General features: G+C 41.6%; 18 protein-coding genes. 11 read left to right on the top strand and 7 right to left on the bottom strand.

The window, feature by feature from the left end:
* The first annotated feature begins 59 nt into the window (after window positions 1-59).
* Entirely contained in the window at window positions 60-434 is a 375-nt protein-coding gene (locus tag F1E73_RS02770) for a DoxX family membrane protein (protein ID WP_086476668.1), read from the top strand.
* Between the two features lie 108 nt (window positions 435-542).
* Here the strand turns inward: F1E73_RS02770 and F1E73_RS02765 are convergent, their stop codons facing one another.
* The 3 genes from F1E73_RS02765 to F1E73_RS02755 form a co-directional block, all read right to left on the bottom strand.
* The gene (locus F1E73_RS02765; RefSeq protein ID WP_150451045.1) at window positions 543-1,067 is read right to left on the bottom strand and encodes a DUF4136 domain-containing protein; all 525 of its coding nucleotides are present in this window, start codon (window positions 1,065-1,067) and stop codon (window positions 543-545) included.
* 120 nt (window positions 1,068-1,187) lie between these two features.
* Window positions 1,188-2,189: a GTPase ObgE gene (gene obgE, locus F1E73_RS02760; RefSeq protein ID WP_086476666.1), complete on the bottom strand. Its 1,002-nt coding sequence runs from the start codon at window positions 2,187-2,189 to the stop codon at window positions 1,188-1,190.
* 148 nt (window positions 2,190-2,337) lie between these two features.
* A complete protein-coding gene (locus F1E73_RS02755; RefSeq protein WP_150451044.1) occupies window positions 2,338-3,453 on the bottom strand; it encodes an adenylate kinase in 1,116 nt (371 codons plus the stop codon).
* 149 nt (window positions 3,454-3,602) lie between these two features.
* Between F1E73_RS02755 and F1E73_RS02750 the strand changes: the two genes are divergently transcribed.
* From F1E73_RS02750 to F1E73_RS02740, 3 genes are all read left to right on the top strand, one after another.
* Window positions 3,603-4,757 (top strand): 5-(carboxyamino)imidazole ribonucleotide synthase, encoded by a 1,155-nt coding sequence (locus tag F1E73_RS02750; protein WP_150451043.1) that lies wholly within the window; start codon window positions 3,603-3,605, stop codon window positions 4,755-4,757.
* A gap of 30 nt (window positions 4,758-4,787) precedes the next feature.
* Window positions 4,788-5,279 carry a 5-(carboxyamino)imidazole ribonucleotide mutase gene (gene purE / locus F1E73_RS02745; protein WP_086476664.1) on the top strand — a complete coding sequence of 164 codons (492 nt, stop codon included), beginning with the start codon at window positions 4,788-4,790 and terminating at the stop codon, window positions 5,277-5,279.
* Between the two features lie 188 nt (window positions 5,280-5,467).
* Window positions 5,468-7,492 carry a M3 family metallopeptidase gene (locus tag F1E73_RS02740; protein ID WP_086476663.1) on the top strand — a complete coding sequence of 675 codons (2,025 nt, stop codon included), beginning with the start codon at window positions 5,468-5,470 and terminating at the stop codon, window positions 7,490-7,492.
* A gap of 71 nt (window positions 7,493-7,563) precedes the next feature.
* Here the strand turns inward: F1E73_RS02740 and F1E73_RS02735 are convergent, their stop codons facing one another.
* Window positions 7,564-7,947, bottom strand: coding sequence for a rhodanese-like domain-containing protein (locus F1E73_RS02735; RefSeq protein ID WP_223883340.1), 384 nt, complete (start codon window positions 7,945-7,947; stop codon window positions 7,564-7,566).
* A gap of 74 nt (window positions 7,948-8,021) precedes the next feature.
* Between F1E73_RS02735 and F1E73_RS02730 the strand changes: the two genes are divergently transcribed.
* Window positions 8,022-8,582, top strand: coding sequence for a sigma-70 family RNA polymerase sigma factor (locus F1E73_RS02730; protein ID WP_086476662.1), 561 nt, complete (start codon window positions 8,022-8,024; stop codon window positions 8,580-8,582).
* 206 nt (window positions 8,583-8,788) lie between these two features.
* Here F1E73_RS02730 and F1E73_RS02720 read toward each other — a convergent pair whose 3' ends face one another.
* A complete protein-coding gene (locus tag F1E73_RS02720) occupies window positions 8,789-9,625 on the bottom strand; it encodes a UbiA prenyltransferase family protein (RefSeq protein WP_086476660.1) in 837 nt (278 codons plus the stop codon).
* A gap of 138 nt (window positions 9,626-9,763) precedes the next feature.
* On the opposite strand from F1E73_RS02720, the gene gcvP reads away from it, so the two are divergent.
* The 4 genes from gcvP (at window position 9,764) to F1E73_RS02700 (ending at window position 15,324) form a co-directional block, all read left to right on the top strand.
* Entirely contained in the window at window positions 9,764-12,613 is a 2,850-nt protein-coding gene (gcvP, locus tag F1E73_RS02715) for an aminomethyl-transferring glycine dehydrogenase (RefSeq protein WP_150451042.1), read from the top strand.
* A 165-nt stretch (window positions 12,614-12,778) separates the two neighbouring features.
* Window positions 12,779-13,837 carry a 3-oxoacyl-ACP synthase III family protein gene (locus tag F1E73_RS02710; protein ID WP_150451041.1) on the top strand — a complete coding sequence of 353 codons (1,059 nt, stop codon included), beginning with the start codon at window positions 12,779-12,781 and terminating at the stop codon, window positions 13,835-13,837.
* A 13-nt stretch (window positions 13,838-13,850) separates the two neighbouring features.
* Window positions 13,851-14,402, top strand: coding sequence for a methyltransferase (locus F1E73_RS02705; protein ID WP_150451040.1), 552 nt, complete (start codon window positions 13,851-13,853; stop codon window positions 14,400-14,402).
* 70 nt (window positions 14,403-14,472) lie between these two features.
* A complete protein-coding gene (locus F1E73_RS02700) occupies window positions 14,473-15,324 on the top strand; it encodes a glycosyltransferase family 2 protein (protein ID WP_150451039.1) in 852 nt (283 codons plus the stop codon).
* A gap of 44 nt (window positions 15,325-15,368) precedes the next feature.
* Here the strand turns inward: F1E73_RS02700 and pafA are convergent, their stop codons facing one another.
* Entirely contained in the window at window positions 15,369-17,051 is a 1,683-nt protein-coding gene (gene pafA, locus F1E73_RS02695; RefSeq protein ID WP_086476655.1) for an alkaline phosphatase PafA, read from the bottom strand.
* A 115-nt stretch (window positions 17,052-17,166) separates the two neighbouring features.
* On the opposite strand from pafA, the gene F1E73_RS02690 reads away from it, so the two are divergent.
* Together F1E73_RS02690 and F1E73_RS02685 are read left to right on the top strand one after the other, a co-directional pair.
* Window positions 17,167-17,904, top strand: coding sequence for an MlaE family ABC transporter permease (locus F1E73_RS02690; protein ID WP_086476654.1), 738 nt, complete (start codon window positions 17,167-17,169; stop codon window positions 17,902-17,904).
* Window positions 17,904-18,671, top strand: coding sequence for an ABC transporter ATP-binding protein (locus tag F1E73_RS02685; protein ID WP_086476653.1), 768 nt, complete (start codon window positions 17,904-17,906; stop codon window positions 18,669-18,671). Before F1E73_RS02690 ends, F1E73_RS02685 begins: the two co-directional genes overlap by 1 nt.
* On the opposite strand, the gene F1E73_RS02680 is transcribed toward F1E73_RS02685, so the two are convergent.
* Window positions 18,668-20,128, bottom strand: a complete 1,461-nt coding sequence (locus F1E73_RS02680) for a DUF389 domain-containing protein (RefSeq protein ID WP_086476652.1) — start codon at window positions 20,126-20,128, stop codon at window positions 18,668-18,670. The genes F1E73_RS02685 and F1E73_RS02680 overlap by 4 nt on opposite strands.

The following is a 20,128-nucleotide window of genomic DNA, read 5'->3' as shown; positions in this document are numbered from 1 at the left end:
TATCTGGATAACATGGAATTTTTTATTAATTTAACATAACCAATATAAAATCCATAATCATGAACTCTACATTTTTCATAGGACTAAGAATAGTCTTCGGACTTTTTCTCATTGTTTTTGGGGCTAATAAATTTCTACATTTTATGCCAGCCGGTGAAATGTCAGAGGCCGCCATGAACTATTTTTCGGCCTTAATGAGCACCAACACCCTATACATTGTTGCCATTGTTGAAATACTTGCAGGAGTTTCTTTGTTGCTCGACAAGTTTGCACCATTAATGATGCTTATTCTGATGATAATCTCTGTAAATGCAATGTTATTTCACGCTTTTCTAGAGCCAAGTTCCATAGGAGGAGCCCTAGTCCTTATAATATTGAATATCGTTATGCTCTATGCTTATAAGGAGAGATACAAAGATATTTTAAGACCCTAAAACAATAAGGATTGAATATGACCATAAACAGCAGCTGGCCAATACCAGCTGCTATTTTTTTTTTAAACCAAAAAGGTCTAATGAAAGTTAAACAGGAATGCTTGCGACTTACTTTTCTTTGGGCGGGTATTTTACAAATGCTTTCTCTACCATAGCCCTCAGTATCTCCTCTCTTTTTTGCGGACCACTGTTTGGATTAAAAGAACGCGTGGCAACAGCTTGCCAAAATAGCTCATCTTTATACCTATCTACAAAATCAAATTGTATTTCCCATTCCATCTTAGCAGCACCTACAGGAATACCAACAGACAATCCGCCCCCTACACTTCTCCCTGTACCACCAACACCAACACCTACGGTATTTCGTGGAGTGGCATGAAGGGTGCGCCCTAAGATAGCCACATAAAAATCTGGCTCCTCAGACAATAGAAATCCTTTGTTCCTCAAGGTAGAATCGATGGCTCTCATAAGCCTACGGGTATCCAGCTCACTTAGACCGGTCTCCATATCCGGATAGTAGTTATAGGTGGTATAGGCAGAAAAAACAGTTGCCTTATCGTAGTCGTATTGTACATTAATAGCACTACAGGAAACTATCGAAACAAGGATAAAAATGGATAATACCGTTTTCATGGAAGACGTTTTTATAAAAATAGTGAAAATTACACTTCCCTATTTTATAATGCATGGAAAATTAACCAACCCAAGACCAGGCATATCCGTACAAAAAAATCCTAATTGCTCGGTTTGGAATTAATCGTTCAGCATGGCCCAGAGCTTATCTTTAAGCTCTACTAGACCTAACTGCGCCACGGAAGATATAAACATATAGGGTATATCCTTAAAGTCCTTATCTAGCTCCGTTTTCATTTCGGCCATGAGTTCGTCATCCAACATATCGGATTTTGAAATGACCAAAAGTCGTGATTTTTCTAAAAGGTCTGGGTTATACCTTCGGAGTTCATCCAATAAAATTTCGTATTCCTTGGATATATCCTTACTGTCTGCAGGGATCAAAAACAACAAGGTAGAATTTCGTTCAATATGCCGTAAAAAGTAATGACCAAGTCCCCTTCCTTCAGCAGCACCTTCTATAATTCCTGGAATATCGGCTATAACAAAACTTTTAAAGTCCCTGTACTCCACAATCCCCAAGTTAGGCTTGAGGGTGGTAAATTCGTAATCGGCAATTTTTGGTTTTGCGGAAGTAAGTACGGATAGCAAGGTAGATTTTCCAGCATTGGGAAACCCTACAAGCCCAACATCGGCAAGCACTTTCAATTCCATGATAACATCTAACTCCTCCCCTTCCATTCCTGGCTGAGCATATCTTGGAGTTTGATTGGTAGAGGTTTTAAAATGCCAGTTACCACGACCTCCCAATCCACCTTTGGCCAGAATTACCTCCTCTTGGTCCTCGGTGATTTCCAGCAATACTTCTTGGGATTCTGCATCTTTTATCACCGTTCCCAAGGGCACTTCTATATATACATCTTTCCCATCTGCACCAGTACTCCTATTCTTGCTTCCATGCTCACCATGTCCGGCCCTAAAAGTACGGGTATATTTAAAGCTCAATAAGGTCCAAAGGTTTTTGTTTCCACGAACAATTACATGTCCACCTCTACCTCCATCGCCCCCATCGGGACCACCTTTAGTAATAAACTTTTCCCTATGTAAGTGTACAGATCCCTTTCCCCCTTTACCAGATTCTAGGTGTACTTTTACATAATCAACAAAATTTCCCTCAGTCATTTAATTAGTTTAATATTTCAAATCACAAGCTAGAAAAAAGCACTTTAATAAACTTTACGACCTCCTAGAGATTAGTCTGCCACGAACAAAGGTCATATCACCCATAATTACAGGCGTTAACAATGCATTGGGCCTTGTTTATGGAAGTTTAGGCCTCCTGTAATTCTTCAATTACTTTGGCCAAACGGCTGGTTATATCCTCTATGGAGCCTATCCCGTTAACACTATGAAACTTCCCTTGAGCGTCGTAGTAATCTTTTAAGGGTGCAGTTTTCTCGTTATATTCCTCAAATCTGTTACGGATTTTATCCTCATCCTGGTCATCAGACCTTCCGCTTACCTTGCCACGTTCTAGCAATCGCTGGATTAACACCTCATCATTTGCCTCCAAAGCAATAGTAGCATCAATTTTCATTTGTTTGGATACCAAGAAATCATCCAAGGCTTTTGCCTGTGCAGTAGTTCTTGGAAAACCATCAAAAATAAAGCCACTGGCATCGGCATTTTTCTCCACCTCGTCTTGCAACATATTTATGGTTACCTCATCTGGGACCAGTTCTCCTTTGTCTATATAAGACTTGGCAAGTTTACCTAATTCGGTACCATTCTTTATGTTGAACCTAAAAACATCCCCGGTGGAAATGTGTTTAAGGTTATATTTTTCTTTTAAAAACGAGGCCTGCGTACCCTTACCTGCTCCCGGTTTCCCGAACAAAACGAGATTAATCATGTGTCTTTGGTTAATTTGATAAACTTCCTTTAAATTTCTTCCCAATTCATTATAATCCAATCCGTAGCCCACAATAAACTTATCCTCAATCTTCATCCCGAAATAATCAATATCATACTCCCCACTGTAGACGTCGGATTTGTAAAACATGGTAGCAATTTTGAAGTCCTTTACGTTGGTTTCCGAAAATATATCGATCAATTTCCTCACTGTCCGCCCCGTATCGATAATGTCTTCCAAAATAATTACACTACGCCCCTCAATATTTTCCGGGACGTCCAATAGGGTTTCCACAATTCCCGTGGAGGTGAGCCCTTGGTAAGAACTCAATCGCACAAAAGAAACCTCACATGGATGCTGATACGCTTTCAGAAAATCGGACACAAACATAAATGACCCATTTAGCACACCTACAAAGATGGGAACTTCCCCTTTATAGTCTTCTGCAATGGTGTCTGCCATCTTTTTTACCGCGGCCAAAATTTCGCCCTCGCTTATAAATGGCTTAAAGTATTTGTCGTGAAGCTTTATCAATGCCACTGATTTTTATAACAAATTCAAGTTGGCAAATATAGCACTTTGATTTCTCTTTTTTACCCGATCGGGTCCAGTTTCTAAGATTTAAGCGTATTTTTGTGCTTAAAACACCACATTTCATAAATATTTAATAGCAATCATTTCTAATGAACTATTTTTCTTCTGATTTTAAATTGGGAATTCTCGGCGGCGGACAATTGGGAAAAATGATGTTGTACGAGACCCGAAAATACGATATCCACACCAAGGTAATGGACCCATCGTCCGATGCACCCTCCAGAATCGCTTGCAACGAGTTTATCCATGGGGACTTAATGGATTACGATGCTGTTTACAACCTAGGAAAGAAGGTAGATATCCTTACTATAGAAATTGAAAATGTAAACTTAGACGCCCTTGCCAAACTAGAGGAAGAGGGAGTAAAAGTATACCCTCCCACCCAGGCCTTACGCATTATTCAGAACAAGGCCAAACAGAAGTTATTTTATGTGGACAATGGCATTCCCACTGCAGATTTTCAGCGTTTTGCCTATAAAAGTGAAATTGAGGACAGCATCGCAAATGGAGGATTAAAATTCCCTTTTATATGGAAAGCCACCCAATTTGGGTATGACGGTCAAGGGGTTAAGGTAGTCCGAAAGCTTCAAGACTTGGAAGACTTGCCAGCGGGGGAATGTATTACCGAAGAGCTAGTCCCCTTTAAGAATGAACTTGCTGTGATTGTTGCCCGCAGTGCCAGTGGGGAGGTAAAGACCTATCCGGTGGTAGAAATGGAGTTTCACCCAGAGGCCAATCAGGTAGAATACGTCCTTTGTCCGGCTCGAATTTCAGAATCTGTGGCCAAAAAAGCCAATGAAATTGCCCTAAAAGTCTCCGACAAACTAAAGCAGGTGGGGATTTTGGCTGTAGAAATGTTTCAGACCGAAGATGATCAAATCTTGGTTAACGAGGTGGCCCCAAGACCACACAACAGTGGACATTATAGTATAGAGGCCAGTTATACCAATCAATTTGAGCAGCATATCCGCGCTATTTTAGACCTGCCTTTGGGCAGTACGGAAAGCAAGGTGGCTGGTATAATGGTAAACCTGGTGGGAGCAGAAGGACACACCGGCGATGTGGTATACCAGCACATTGAAGATATAATGAAGCTGGAAGGGGTTACCCCCCACATCTACGGGAAAAGACAGACCAGACCTTTCCGAAAAATGGGACACGTTACCATTGTTAACCCAGATATTAGTGAAGCCAGGAAAACAGCGGAACTGGTAAAAAACACCATTAAAGTGATTAGTAAATAATATTTGCAATAAAGAAATTTACAATATATTATGAGTAAAGTAGCGGTAGTAATGGGAAGTACCAGCGACCTCCCAATAATGCAGGAAGCCATTGACATATTAAAAGGCTTTGACATTGAAGTTGAGGTAGACATCGTATCTGCCCATCGCACCCCGGAAAAGCTATTCGATTTTAGCAAAAATGCCCATCTTAAAGGAATTTCAGTAATCATTGCAGGTGCAGGAGGAGCCGCCCACCTACCGGGAATGGTGGCGTCTATGTCTCCCCTACCCGTAATTGGGGTTCCGGTTAAGAGTCGAAATTCTATAGACGGCTGGGATTCCGTACTCTCCATACTACAAATGCCGGGCGGAGTTCCAGTGGCCACCGTAGCCCTAGATGGGGCCAAAAATGCGGGAATTTTGGCCGCCCAAATAATTGGAGCTTCAGACAAATGTGTTCTGGACAAGATTATCCTTTACAAGGAAGGTTTGAAGCAAAAGGTAATCGAGGGCGCAAAATCGGTCCACGAAAAACAGTAATACTAAGGTAGCTCTTCCCAGGATTAGGTAATTCAACTATTTTTACCTGTTAGTCTTGGGAAGTCAAGTGATGGTTGCTAACCAAAATAGAGGCCAAGCCTACTAGGGTCCCCTTCTGCTATCTTTGGGACTATCCCTATGGTCCACGTTAAAAACCATTATTTTTTACAACTTCAAAAAAATAACGCATGAACAATCCATTATTAACCCCCTTTGATACGGCTCCGTTTTCCAAAATAAAAAACGAGCACTTTAAACCTGCCATCTTGCAGGCTATTGAAGATGCCAAAAAGGAGATTGACGCCATTGCCCAAAATACAGAGGAGCCCACCTTTGAGAATACCATTGCCGCTCTGGATTTCTCTGGACAGCAATTAGATAGAGTCACCAGTGTTTTCTTCAATCTCAATTCGGCAGAGACCAACGAAGAGATCCAGAAGATTGCGCAAGAGGTTTCGCCTTTACTTTCCGAGTTCAGCAATGATATTACTTTAAACGAAACCTTATTCAAAAGGGTTAAGGCGGTTTTTAATCAAAAAGATCAGCTCTCATTAACCCCAGAAGAACAAACCTTATTAGAAAAGAAATATAAGGGCTTTAGCCGAAACGGAGCTAATTTACCCGAAGAAAAAAAGAAACGCTTACGGGAAATAGATGCGGAACTTTCCAAACTAACATTGAAATTTGGAGAAAATGTACTGGCAGAGACCAACCGATATGAAATGCACCTCACCAAGGAATCCGATTTGGACGGACTCCCAGAAGGAGAAAAGGAGGCCGCGGCAGATTTAGCGGAATCTAGAGGCAAAACCGGCTGGCTAATCACTTTAGATTATCCCAGCTACATACCTTTTATGAAATATGCTTCCAACAGAGAACTACGCAAGGAGCTTTCCATCGCCTTCGGCAGCAAGGGTTTTCACAAGGACGAACTAGACAACCAGGAAAACATCCTCAACATCACCAGGCTAAGACATGAACGGGCCACCCTGTTGGGGTACAAAACACATGCCCATTTTGTGCTGGAAGAACGCATGGCCCAAACCCCGCAAAAGGTAGAGGAATTCCTCAATGAGCTCCTGGCCATGGCTAAACCTGCCGCTATACGAGAATACAAACAATTGGAAGCGTTTGCAAAAGAACTAGACAATATAGACCGTTTGGAAAAATGGGACAGCGCCTATTACTCGGAGAAGTTAAAGCAAAAACTTTTTGATCTGGACGATGAAAAGTTAAAGCCCTATTTTAAACTAGAGAATGTAATTGACGGGGTCTTTAAAATTTCCGAAAAATTATTTGGCTTGCGATTTAAGGAAGTATTTGATGTTGATAAGTACCATCCAGATGTAAAAACCTATCACATATATGACAGAGACAACAATTTGATCTCTTTATTCTATGCCGATTTCCATCCCAGGGCCGGTAAAAGAGGCGGTGCTTGGATGACTTCCTATAAACCCCAATACATACGAAATGGAGAAAATATACGTCCACATATCTCCAATGTATGCAATTTCACCAAACCCACGGCTTCTAAACCCTCCCTCCTAACTTTTAATGAGGTAACCACCCTATTCCATGAATTTGGACATGGCTTGCACGGGATGCTGGCCAATACGGTTTACCCAGGACTTTCCGGGACATCCGTTTATTGGGATTTTGTAGAGCTACCAAGTCAGGTTATGGAAAACTGGTGTTATGAAAAAGAAGCCTTGGAATTATTCGCTACTCACTACAAAACCGGCGAACCTATTCCTATGGAATATGTATCCAAAATTAAGGAGTCAGCAACCTTCCAAGAGGGAATGGCTACCCTAAGGCAATTGAGCTTTGGCCTACTAGACATGTCATGGCACGCTGCAGACCCCACCGGCATTACCGATGTAAAGGCTCAAGAGCAAAAAGCTTTTAAGGAAACGGATCTTTTCCCAGACGTAGCACAAACCTGCATGAGCACCTCTTTCTCCCATATTTTTCAAGGGGGATACTCCTCGGGCTATTACAGTTATAAATGGGCAGAAGTTTTGGACGCCGATGCCTTTGCGTATTTTAAAGAGCATGGGATTTTTAACCAGGAAATTGCCAATAAATTTAAAGACAACATCCTTTCCCTAGGGGGCACAGAAAACCCTATGGAATTATACAAGAGGTTTAGGGGTAGGGAGCCAAAATTGGAACCACTTTTGGAACGAGCTGGATTATTAGCGAAATAGACCAAACAGCAACTAGACTAGTTTAGTTTAATGTAAACCATCTACACCCAGATTGGTAATACGGACACCCCCTATTGCTGATCTGGGTTTTTTAGTTGCTCATTCTTCCATGCGTCAAAGCCACCGGTGAGGTTCACCACTCTAGTATAGCCCATTGCCTGTAGTTTTTTCTGGGCCAAGGCACTTCGCCCTCCCACTTTACAGTACAGATAAATGGTTTTATCTTTATCTACCCCCTCAAAATTAGTGGCAAAATCTGCATCGGACCAGTTTATATTTTGAGCATTTTCTAGGTGCCCACTATTAAACTCGGCAGGAGTCCTTACATCCACCAAAATAGCATCGGCAAGCAACTTTTGATTAAATTCTACTATAGGCATTTCACCATTTACCTCCTGTTTGCAGCTCGCAATAAGAGGCAGAATCAACATAAAGCAATAAAAGGCTATTCTCATAATAAAAAAGATTGAATCCAAAATTAAACAATCCAAGTCAAAAAAAATCAATTACTTTTGAATATACAACGCGTATGACGAAGCAATTATTAAATCCGGACACTTGGGTAGATCGCTATTCGGACTACCTCTTTAATTATGCTATTTCCCGTGTAAACGATGCTGAAATAGCGAAGGATTTGGTCCAAGAAACCTTTTTTGCGGGGTTAAAATCGGCCAAAAATTTTAAAGGGGAAGCGGCAGAGCGTACATGGCTTATTTCCATCCTCAAGAGAAAGGTAATTGACCACTATCGAAAAATAAACTCCCAAAAAGCAAAATCCATGGTCCGCATAACCCAAACTAGGGACACTGAGCAGCGTGGAGATTTTATGGAGCAACAAGTAGCAGACCCTACCAGTCTTTTAGAGAACAGCGCTTTGGAAAATGAGGAATTGGGCATAGCCATCCAGGAGTGCATCAATAAACTACCTAAAAAACACGCATTGGCTTTTACGCTAAAAACAATTAATGGCTTAAGCACCGAAGAAGTGTGTAAGGAGCTCAATATAAACCCGTCTAATCTTTGGGTTATTATCCATAGGGCTAGGACCGCTCTAATGGATTGCCTAAATACTAATTGGTTCAAAATATGAGGAATTGCAGACAAGCTGAAATTATATGCACAAAAATCCAATACAAGGAAGCTACATTTCTAGAAAAACTACAGATACGATTGCACTTACTTCTGTGTAGAACTTGCAGAGCTTTTGTTAAAAAGAACAGCAGACTCACCGCACTCTGCGACAAGGCCAACTTAAAGACATTAGGCTTGGAAGAAAAGGAAAGGCTAAAGAAAAAACTATCTGGCAAACAACAATAAACGGTCCATCAGCAAGTAAATCAACCACCATAAAATAGGAATCCCCTCTACCCAAAACGAGGAGAAGTACTTAGACTGTATCCTTGTTGTTCTAAAGATCATTAACCATAATATTAATACCACAATCCCTTTTCCCAGAACCTCCAAATCCGTATAACTCCCCTTTAAAAAGGTTACTAAAAAAAACAGTACGGCACCAAAAGCCCCAAATATTTTAGAATTAATTAGCCCAAAACGCTGTGGCAAGGTTTGCAACTGCCTATCGTCGTACTTCAGATCTCTAATCTCGAAAGGAATCATTAGCACTATAACCAATATAAAACGCTGAATAGTTTCAACTAGCACATCCCAGCCAACGGGTAGGCTAGCCGACATCACCGGCAAAATTACGGTAACCCCTGCCCAAACTAAAGCCACCACCACTATTTTAAATCCGGCCAAACTCCTAAGGTTCCTAGCTCTGGGAAGCAAGGGAATGGCATACAACAAGGTCAATAATAACAGTATACCAATACCCAGCCAGGCACTTAACGTTATATGGGAGGCATGATACAAGGCCAAGGCACCGGCCACAAAACTAACTACCTGTATGTAGACATGGTAGGTAGTAGCCACCCTGATATATTTCCTGGCCAGCACCCCGTATTTCACAAAATTGTAACACACCATGGTCCCAAAAAACATCAATAAGGCAAAATGACGCCCTCCTGGAATTCCAAAGAGCATTCCCGTGACCTCTATAAGGGCAAAAACCGCCCATGCCGTATGTATACTGGCATCGAGATAAAAATGGAACAAGCGTCTTAAATAAAACATAGGGCAAGGTAACAACCAACTGTTTACAACTTGTGCAATTGGTTAAAAACTTTAATAGTGATCCATAATAAACCTACAAAATAGTTGTAAATAATGAGTACTTTTGCAGACCATTATTTTAGATAAAATATTCAAAATATGAGGACAGATGTATTTGCCCTACGGCACATCGGCATTGGAGAAAAGGATCTTCAACAAATGTTGAATACCATTAATGTTGCATCTTTAGACGAGTTGATCAAAGAGACTATCCCCGATGACATCCGGTTAAAACAACCTTTAGATCTAGATTCGCCTATGAGCGAACACGAATATTTATCCCATATTCAAGATCTTTCCGAAAAGAACAAAGTATTTAAGTCCTACATTGGCCTTGGATACCATGAAGGCTTAACCCCTTCGGTAATCAAAAGAAACATTCTGGAAAACCCGGGTTGGTATACCGCATACACCCCATACCAAGCAGAAATTGCCCAAGGGCGATTAGAAGCTTTGTTAAACTTCCAGACTATGTTGGTAGATTTAACCGGAATGGAGTTGGCAAACGCCTCCTTATTGGACGAAAGTACTGCGGCAGCTGAGGCCATGACGATGCTCTATGAGGTGCGTAGCCGAGCTAAAAAGAAGAACAAAGCACAGAAGTTCTTTGTTTCCGAAGAGATTTTACCACAGACACTGTCCGTACTAAAAACAAGATCTGCACCTTTAGACATTGAATTGGTTGTCGGGAATCACGAGGATTTTGATTTTGGCGATGATTTTTACGGGGTGCTTCTACAATATCCTGGTAAAAACGGTCAAGTACACGATTTCTCCTCATTTGCTGCTAATGCTGCAGAAAGGGATATAAAAATCGCTGTAGCAGCAGATATCTTGAGCTTGGTAATGCTTACCCCTCCCGGTGAGTTTGGTGCCGATGTAGTGGTAGGTACCACACAGCGTTTCGGAATCCCATTGGGTTATGGGGGGCCACATGCCGCCTATTTCGCCACCAAAGAGGCCTATAAAAGAAGCATCCCAGGAAGAATTATAGGCGTTACCAAAGACGTAGACGGGAAGCATGCACTTAGAATGGCCTTGCAAACAAGGGAGCAACATATAAAAAGAGACCGAGCCACCTCTAACATTTGTACTGCCCAAGTGCTTTTAGCAGTTATGGCAGGAATGTATGCGGTATATCACGGCCCAAAAGGATTGCAATACATTGCCAATAAAGTACATAGCTCTGCAACTACCTTGGCAAATAGCTTGGAAAAGTTGGGGGCAACCCAACTGAACACCTCCTATTTTGACACCTTAATGGTAAAGGCGGATGCCGTAAAAGTAAAACCGATTGCTGAAAGACAGGAAGTAAACTTCCGTTATATTGATGATACTACCATAGGAATCTCCCTAAATGAGGCCACCTCGCTAAACGACCTGCAAAAAATAACAGACATTTTTGCAGAGGCGCTGAGCAAAGAAACAAACACTCTCCAAGAATTGGATACCAACTGTAACATCACCCCTGCAGCTAGGAGAAACTCCCCGTTTTTGGAAAATGAGGTCTTTAATTCCTATCATTCTGAAACAGAGTTGATGCGCTACATCAAACGACTGGAAAGAAAAGATTTGGCCCTAAACCACTCCATGATTTCCTTGGGATCTTGCACCATGAAGCTGAATGCAGCCTCGGAAATGCTCCCCATAAGCATGGCACGTTGGGGCAACATACATCCTTTTGCCCCTATAGACCAAGCGGAAGGATATCAAATAGTCCTTAAAGAACTAGAGCGATACCTCACTATTATTACAGGTTTTGCCGGGACCTCCCTTCAGCCTAATTCGGGTGCACAAGGGGAATATGCAGGATTAATGGTTATTAGGGCTTATCACGAATCTCAGGGCGAAGGTCACAGAAACATATGTTTAATTCCCGCTTCTGCCCACGGAACCAACCCTGCATCTGCAGTGATGGCCGGAATGAAAGTGGTAGTGACCAAAACCGATGAAAATGGGAATATAGACGTAACCGATTTAACCGAAAAAGCAATTTTACACAAGGATAACCTTGCCGCTTTAATGGTTACCTACCCTTCTACCCATGGTGTTTTTGAATCATCTATTAAGGAAATCACCCAAGTGATCCATGACAATGGAGGACAGGTGTATATGGATGGCGCCAATATGAACGCTCAGGTAGGACTTACCAACCCAGCAACGATTGGAGCAGACGTTTGTCATCTTAACCTACACAAAACCTTTGCTATTCCTCACGGAGGAGGCGGACCTGGTGTGGGCCCAATCTGTGTAGCAGAGCAATTAGTTCCCTTTTTACCGGGCAACCCAGTAATAACCACTGGTGGAGAAAAAGCCATTACTGCCATCTCTGCTGCCCCATGGGGAAGCTCATTGGTATGCCTAATATCCTATGGCTACATTAAGATGCTAGGTGAAAGTGGACTCACCCATGCGACTAGAACCGCTATTTTAAATGCCAACTATATAAAGAACAGGTTGAGTGGTAGGTTTGAAGTACTTTACACAGGGGAACAGGGAAGGGCAGCCCATGAAATGATCATAGACTGCAGACCCTTTAAAGAGAAAGGCATTGAGGTTTCCGATATTGCCAAAAGACTAATGGATTATGGTTTTCACGCCCCTACAGTTTCCTTCCCCGTAGCAGGGACTTTAATGATTGAGCCCACGGAAAGTGAAAGTTTAGCAGAATTAAATCGTTTCTGTAACGCGATGATTTCTATTAGAGAAGAAATAGACGAGGCAACATTGGAGGATAGCAATAACCCGCTTAAAAACGCTCCACACACCTTGGAAATGATAACCTCGGACCAATGGCACTTTCCTTATAGTAGAGAGAAAGCGGCTTTTCCTTTACCTTATATTATGGAAAATAAGTTTTGGCCTTCTGTTAGGCGAGTAGATGAAGCCTATGGAGACCGTAATTTAATCTGTACCTGCGCTCCTATAGAAGCCTATATGGAAGCATAGAAAACACAGACAATCAACAAGATAGCAGCCCTTCAACATTATTTGAAAGGCTGTTTTCTTTTGCACTAGCGCAGAAAAATGGTTATTGAACATCGTAAGAACTGTCTGCACAGTAAAAACTTACCATGCATTATTATATATTTATACTAAAATGAGCACCTTATTATGAAAATTGGAATTACAGGCACTGGCTCTTATTTGCCAACAGAAGTAACCAAAAACACGGATTTCATAAACCACGAATTTTTAAATGACGATGGAACTCCTTTTGAGCATCCCAACGATGTCATTATCCAAAAGTTTAAGCACATTACAGGTATAGAAGAGCGCCGTTATGCCACGGAAGACTTAAACACCTCCAATTTGGCCTTCTTTGCCGCAGAAAAGGCAATCGCCGATGCAGGTATTGATAAGGAAGAACTGGATTATATTATTGTGGCCCATAATTTTGGCGATGTATCCAAGGGTAAACCACAAGGAGACACCTTGCCCAGTTTAGCCACAAGGGTAAAACACCAGCTACAAATTAAAAATCCCAAATGCGTGGCATACGACCTAATGTTCGGCTGCCCTGGCTGGGTAGAAGGAGTAATACAGGCCAATGCATTTATAAAAAGTGGCATTGCAAGAAAGTGCCTGGTAATTGGTGCAGAAACACTATCCAGGGTAGTAGATAGGCACGACCGTGACTCCATGATCTATTCGGACGGAGCTGGCGCTGCCATAGTGGAAGCTAAGGAAGACCATGGCGAGATATTAGCCCATAATAGCGCCACCTTTGCCAATGGGGAAGCTTATTTTCTCTTCTTTGGCGAGTCGTACTCCCAAGAAACCGAAGAAGATCATCGATACATTAAAATGTATGGCCGAAAAATTTATGAATTTGCAGTCACCAATGTCCCTAAGGCCATGAAAGAGTGCTTGGACGAGAGTGGGGTGGATATTTCTGAGATCAAAAAGATTTTTATCCATCAAGCAAACGAAAAAATGGATGAGGCCATTGTAAAACGTTTCTACAAGCAATACAATCGTGAAATGCCAGAAGGCATTATGCCCATGAATATTGCGAAGTTAGGAAATAGCTCGGTTGCTACCATCCCCACATTATATGATATGGTAAAAAAAGGAAAAGTAGAAAACCAATCCATTTCCAAGGGAGATGTTGTTATCTTTGCGAGCGTTGGCGCTGGTATGAATATAAACGCCATAGTTTACAGAGTATAACTGTCACTAACCCATGTACGAGAAAACTTTTCCGAACAAACGATTTAAAAACACCTTAGCTTTTCTACAGAAACACGTATCTCCGGATCAGCCTATCCTAGATCTTGGTGTAGAAAACCCCTTCTCTAAAATCATGAAAGAGAACGGATATACGGTATCCAACACCAAGGGAGAGGACCTAGACTTAGATTTTACCTCGGTACAGCAAAGCGATGCAGAGGTAGTAACCGCCTTCGAGATATTTGAACATTTAGTTGCCCCCTATAATATTCTCAGGGAAGTTAAAAGCAATAAATTAGTGGCAAGCATTCCCTTACGACTATGGTTTTCCCCTGCGTATCGCAGTAAAACAGATCCTTGGGACCGACATTACCACGAATTTGAGCCTTGGCAGTTCGATTGGCTATTGGAAAAATCGGGTTGGGAAATAAAAGACAGGGCCAAATGGACCAACCCTGTAAATAAGTTAGGAATAAGACCACTATTAAGAAGTTTTACCCCCCGATATTACATCGTGTATGCAGAACGCACTACCACTTCTAAGGACAATCTAAAAGAAAACTAACAGTAGCAATCAACAGCCCTGGGCATTCCATAGTTGCTTTTCGTATTTTAGTCGCTGTTTACGTCGAGCCATGAAATATCAAATCATTATTCCCGCCCATAATGAGGGCAACTTTTTATCTGCCCATTTGCAATCTGTGGTAGACCAAAGCTTACTACCGGCAAAGGTAGTGGTTGTTAATGACCATTCTACAGACAATACGGAAGATATCATAGACCGGTTCACCTCCCAATACAATTTCATTACCAAGCTTAACACCACTTCTTCCACGGAACATATGCCTGGCAGCAAAGTGATTAACGCCTTTAACAAAGGTCTGGAGCAAATTGACCCCGACTATGATTTTCTGGTAAAATTGGATGCAGATACCATACTTCCACCAAATTACTTTGAAACCATCTCCCAGATTTTCCGTCAGCACCCCAAAGTGGGCATTGCAGGGGGTTTTATATATGAACAAGACCAAGATGGAAAATGGATTTTAAACCATCCTATGGACCGAGACCACGTTCGCGGAGCCTTCAAGGCCTACTCCAGAAACTGTTTTAAGGCTATTGGTGGACTTAAAAACGCTATGGGATGGGATACGGTAGATGAGCTGCTAGCACAGTACCACGCGTTCGCTATTCACACCGAGGAGAGCTTGGCCGTTAAGCACCTACGCCCCTTGGGCAAGGCCTATAACCAAAAAGCTAGACTGCTGCAAGGTAAAGCGATGTACACCATGCGGTACGGATTTATAATAACTTTAATTGCCTCCATAAAAATGGCTGTAAAACACAAAAAGCCACTCGTTTTCTGGGATAATATGCGGGGTTATTATTTAGCAAAAAAGAGCAAATCGCCCTTCTTAGTCAATGCGTCAGAGGGTAGGTTTATTCGTCATTTGCGATGGAAAAAAATAAGGGCCAAACTTTTCTAAGAAGAAAAGCTTGGCCCTTTTAAAACCCTTGTTGGTACTATTCGCTACTCCAACACCTCCGAAATAGGCTCTCCAGTAGCCCCAGATGGAAATGCAATCCCTAAAAGAGCAGAGATGGTGGGCGCAATATCAGGAATTTCTGTTCTGATCACTGTACTCCCCGTTTTAATCCCTTTTCCGTAAAACAATAAAGGCGAATGGGTGTCATACATCCATGGAGATCCATGTGTAGAACCAGTTTTTGCATAACTAATGGTTGCCGGATCATTCACTATCAGGATATCTCCGGAACGCTTCTGGTTGTAGCCGTTCTGAAGGATATGGGAAACTCCTTTGCTATAATCGTTTTTCCACATTTGCTCTGCAGTGTATACTTTATAGATTCCTTTGTAGCCCATCAATTCCCTTGCAATGCCATTTTGCACCGCAACAGGATCAAGCTCCAAGCTCTTAACAACCTCATGGTCTAGAAAAATTTGATTATTGCTAACGTTCTTAACAATATCCTTGGACCCAAAGGAAAACTCCAAGAAATCATCAAAGGTTTTTCTGTGCTCCCTAAAAGAAAGGTAATTTGCAGGGATTCTTTGATCCTTCAAATACGCAGGCACATGTACCGCTGCATGATCTGCTGTAAGGAAGACGGTATATTCCCCTTCTCCTACTTTCTCATCCAAGGTATTGAAAAGTCTTTCCAAATCTAGATCTAGACGCATATAGGTATCTTGAACTTCCTTGGAATTTACCCCCCATTTGTGCCCTACATAATCCGTACTGGAATAACTAATTGCTAAAAAGTCCGTTATATCATCCGTTCCCAAGCCCTCATTTTCCAATGCAGCCAAGGCAAAATCCGTAGTCATACTATTACCATATGGGGTAGAGGCCAGAATACCATACTTCCCATTATCGTCCCATAAGGCCTTTAAGTTGTATGGAAAAGTTGCTGTAGACTTTCCTTTAAACAAGCCTTCATAATTATTTTCATCCGTTCCACTCTCCACATAGGTATCAATATCCTTTAGTGTATCCCACGTCTTTTTGTACTTATCAACACTTTTTTTGCGGTTATATTTTTGCACCCATTTAGGCAATTCTTCCATATAATAGGTACTTGTTATCCAGTTACCTTCATCTCCACCTTTAAACCAGTAGGCCGCATTGGCGGTATGCCCTCCCGGAAGAACTGCACCTCTGTCTTTAATAGCAACCGCAATTACCTTCCCCTGCATTTGGGTATGCAACCTCAATTGATCCGTAACGGTGGTAGACAGCATTCGGTGGGGCGACATTTGACCAGAAGTAGACGCTGTACCAACGGAGTGATAGGTATCGTCTCCAGCACAGTAAACACTTTTATCTTCATACTTATCATACCAGTCATTGCCAATCACTCCGTGTATGGAAGGCGTAGCCCCGGTATAAACCGACGCATGACCGGGTCCGGTATAGGTAGGCGCATAGTTAAAATGATTGTTTTTACAATTGAAACCATCATTTACCATACGCTTAAAGCCACCTTCCCCATACTGATCCCAAAATCGGGTCAGGTAATCGTACCTCATCTGATCTACTACGATCCCTACAACTAATTTTGGACTTACAGCAATCTCTGTAGCTTCCTTTACTTCTATTTTTTTCTTAGATTTTCGCTGTGCCTGCACAGGAGCACCAAGATGGCCAAGAAACACCAATAAAAACAAGACTAAAGCACTTCTATTTATCATTTTTTTTTCAGTTTAAACAATCTCAAAAATATAGAAATAAAACCTTTATCCCGTAATTGAAGGTTAAATGATTCTTAATATTGTTATTTTTACCGCTCAAGCTTATTTTTATTGAATGAACTACTTAGCATCCATAGGCAGTTACTTTATTATGATTACCGAGGTTTTTAAAAAACCCACCAAATGGTCCATAATGAAGAAGCTTATTTTAAAGGAAATTGACGAGCTTATTTACGGATCTCTCGGCATAATTATCTTCATATCGTTTTTTATAGGAGGTGTAGTGGCTATACAGACCGCCTTAAACATCACTAGCCCGCTTATTCCGAGAAACCTCATCGGTTTTGCCACTAGGCAATCGGTAATACTGGAATTTGCCCCAACCTTCACCTCGATAATTATGGCCGGGAAGGTAGGTTCCTATATAACTTCCAGTATTGGCACCATGCGGGTTACGGAGCAGATTGATGCCTTGGAGATTATGGGGGTAAACTCCCTAAACTATTTAATTTTCCCCAAAATTATTGCCATGCTGTTCTACCCCTTTGTAATTGCCATTGCCATGTACGTAGGGATTTTTGGAGGATGGGTAGCCGGTGTGTTTGGCGGATTTAGTTCCAGCGCCGATTTCTCGGAAGGTCTACAATTAGATTTCATCCCCTTCCATATTACTTACTCCTTTATAAAGTCGATTGTATTTGCGCTACTCATAGCCACCATCCCTTCTTACCATGGGTATTATATGCGAGGGGGTGCTTTAGAAGTTGGTAAGGCGAGCACTACCTCCTTTGTTTGGACCAGTGTGGTCATTATTATTGTAAACTACGTGTTAACACAATTACTATTGGGCTAATGATTGAAGTTAAAAACATACACAAATCTTTTGGTGACTCCCATGTTTTAAAAGGGATCGACTGTTATTTTGAAAAGGGAAAAACCAACCTCATCATTGGTCAAAGTGGTTCGGGAAAAACCGTATTCCTTAAGTGTCTCCTAGGCCTCTTTAAACCAGAACAAGGAACCATTAGCTATGATGGTAAAATATATTCCGAACTCACTGGAGCAGAACAGCGAGACCTGAGGCAGGAAATGGGAATGGTATTTCAGGGAAGTGCTCTTTTTGATTCCATGACCGTAGAAGGCAACGTAATGTTTCCACTGGGCATGTTTACCAAACAATCCAAATCCGAGATGCAAGATCGGGTAGACTTTGTACTAAAACGGGTAAACCTAGTAGATGCGCATAATAAATTTCCATCCGAAATATCTGGGGGAATGCAAAAAAGGGTCGCCATAGCCCGGGCCATTGTTATGAATCCCAAATACCTTTTCTGCGATGAGCCCAATTCCGGTTTAGATCCCAAAACGGCAATACTCATAGATAATCTGATCCATGAAATAACCCAGGAGTACGATATCACAACTATCATTAACACCCATGATATGAACTCCGTAATGGAAATAGGTGAGAAAATCATCTTCCTAAAAAACGGTCACAAAGAATGGGAAGGCAGCAATAAGGAAATCTTTAAGACAGACAACGAGGCGGTGACAGATTTTGTATACTCCTCCGAACTGTTCAAAAAGGTGCGTCAAATGTATATAGAGGAAAGAAATTAAATTTCATCCTCTCGCACCTGAATCTTAGGGTTTTTCAACCTCAACCGCAGCCAACTGGCCAATTTCTCGGTGTCTTTCACCTTTTGATTGGCAGATAATTCCTTATCCCACTTTACAGTGAACATAGGAATGGTATCCAGTTTATTAAAATCTGTAGTGAGGATATAGGCAAATCCCAGATTGCTTAAGTTCTCATAATTGGTCTTGGCTTCTGCACTGATTTCTTTAAAGGGGATCTGCTGGGCTGCAAGGTCACTCATTTTCTCCACGGCTTCTTTTAAAACCCGTATCTGCTCTTCCTTACTTAGGAGCTCTGCCTTCTTGGATTCGTACAATTCGTTTACATACTTCATCTGATCCAACTCCAGGTTTTTGGAGCCTTGGACAATTTTTAGATCCACGTTGCGCAACTTTACATAATCGTCTTTTTGGGCGTTCCAGGTAGCTATAATATTATCGGGGATGGGCTCACTTCCCATAAACACCAATTCTATATGGCCATTTTTTCCACGTCCGTAGTCTATTTCCGTTAGGTTATCTAGATAGCGTCCTTCCCCTGGCAATTTATAAGGAATAATATTATTGGCTATAAACTGACTGGCTTCCTTTCTAAAAAGGGATTCTTGGAAGACATTGTAAAAAGTGACTCCAGCCGGAATCATAACCAATACTGCCACTATGGAAGCCATTCTAGAGATAAATCTTCTTCGCTGAGAATTGGCATATCGCACCATGGGAAAGCGCAATAACTTTAATACCAAAAATGTAGCCAATCCAATAAAAATGGTATTGATAATAAAGAGATACATGGCTCCGGTGGCATATCCAAAATTACCAATAGCCAAACCAAAGCCAACCGTACACAAAGGCGGCATTAAAGCGGTTGCAATAGCCACCCCAAAGATAACACTAGCAATAGTCCCCTTTTTTGCCCTTGCAATTACCAAAGCCAGACCTCCAAAAAAGGCAATTAGCACATCCCTAATATCCGGAGCGGTACGGGCTAATAATTCGGATGATTCATCGCGTAAGGGGAAAAAATAAAAAAACAGGAAAGCGGTAAACACACTAAGCACCACCATTACCGCAAAATTCTTCAAAGATCTCCTTAAGGTATCAATATCATTGGTCGCCAAGGAAAGCCCCATTCCCAATATGGGTCCCATTAGCGGCGAGATTAACATCGCACCGATTACTACTGCCGTAGAGTTGGCATTAAGACCTATAGATGCTATAAAAATAGAACAGATCAAAATCCATGAGGTATGCCCCTTAAACGGTATATCTGCGATAATGGACTCCTTGGTGGCCTCTTGATCGGTGTTGTCCCTAATATCCAATAGGTCCTTTAGGAATACACCCACTCCTCCCAAGAGCCCCTTAAAATCTTTCTTTATATTCTCCGGGTTCCCATTGGCAAATTCTTGCCCTCCATTATTTTTTAACTTTTCTTCCAT

Source organism: Arenibacter lacus (assembly GCF_008711145.1).
GTDB lineage: Bacteria > Bacteroidota > Bacteroidia > Flavobacteriales > Flavobacteriaceae > Arenibacter > Arenibacter amylolyticus.
This window is presented reverse-complemented; position numbering and strand designations above follow the sequence as displayed.

What these genes read in the sequence shown, in the direction of transcription:
- F1E73_RS02770 (WP_086476668.1), top strand. Translation starts at nt 60, where the DNA reads ATGAACTCTACATTTTTCATAGGACTAAGAATAGTCTTCGGACTTTTT.
- F1E73_RS02765 (WP_150451045.1), bottom strand. Translation starts at nt 1,067, where the DNA reads ATGAAAACGGTATTATCCATTTTTATCCTTGTTTCGATAGTTTCCTGT.
- obgE (WP_086476666.1), bottom strand. Translation starts at nt 2,189, where the DNA reads ATGACTGAGGGAAATTTTGTTGATTATGTAAAAGTACACCTAGAATCT.
- F1E73_RS02750 (WP_150451043.1), top strand. Translation starts at nt 3,603, where the DNA reads ATGAACTATTTTTCTTCTGATTTTAAATTGGGAATTCTCGGCGGCGGA.
- purE (WP_086476664.1), top strand. Translation starts at nt 4,788, where the DNA reads ATGAGTAAAGTAGCGGTAGTAATGGGAAGTACCAGCGACCTCCCAATA.
- F1E73_RS02740 (WP_086476663.1), top strand. Translation starts at nt 5,468, where the DNA reads ATGAACAATCCATTATTAACCCCCTTTGATACGGCTCCGTTTTCCAAA.
- F1E73_RS02735 (WP_223883340.1), bottom strand. Translation starts at nt 7,947, where the DNA reads ATGAGAATAGCCTTTTATTGCTTTATGTTGATTCTGCCTCTTATTGCG.
- F1E73_RS02730 (WP_086476662.1), top strand. Translation starts at nt 8,022, where the DNA reads ATGACGAAGCAATTATTAAATCCGGACACTTGGGTAGATCGCTATTCG.
- F1E73_RS02720 (WP_086476660.1), bottom strand. Translation starts at nt 9,625, where the DNA reads ATGTTTTATTTAAGACGCTTGTTCCATTTTTATCTCGATGCCAGTATA.
- gcvP (WP_150451042.1), top strand. Translation starts at nt 9,764, where the DNA reads ATGAGGACAGATGTATTTGCCCTACGGCACATCGGCATTGGAGAAAAG.
- F1E73_RS02710 (WP_150451041.1), top strand. Translation starts at nt 12,779, where the DNA reads ATGAAAATTGGAATTACAGGCACTGGCTCTTATTTGCCAACAGAAGTA.
- F1E73_RS02705 (WP_150451040.1), top strand. Translation starts at nt 13,851, where the DNA reads ATGTACGAGAAAACTTTTCCGAACAAACGATTTAAAAACACCTTAGCT.
- F1E73_RS02700 (WP_150451039.1), top strand. Translation starts at nt 14,473, where the DNA reads ATGAAATATCAAATCATTATTCCCGCCCATAATGAGGGCAACTTTTTA.
- pafA (WP_086476655.1), bottom strand. Translation starts at nt 17,051, where the DNA reads ATGATAAATAGAAGTGCTTTAGTCTTGTTTTTATTGGTGTTTCTTGGC.
- F1E73_RS02690 (WP_086476654.1), top strand. Translation starts at nt 17,167, where the DNA reads ATGAACTACTTAGCATCCATAGGCAGTTACTTTATTATGATTACCGAG.
- F1E73_RS02685 (WP_086476653.1), top strand. Translation starts at nt 17,904, where the DNA reads ATGATTGAAGTTAAAAACATACACAAATCTTTTGGTGACTCCCATGTT.
- F1E73_RS02680 (WP_086476652.1), bottom strand. Translation starts at nt 20,128, where the DNA reads ATGGAAGAAAAGTTAAAAAATAATGGAGGGCAAGAATTTGCCAATGGG.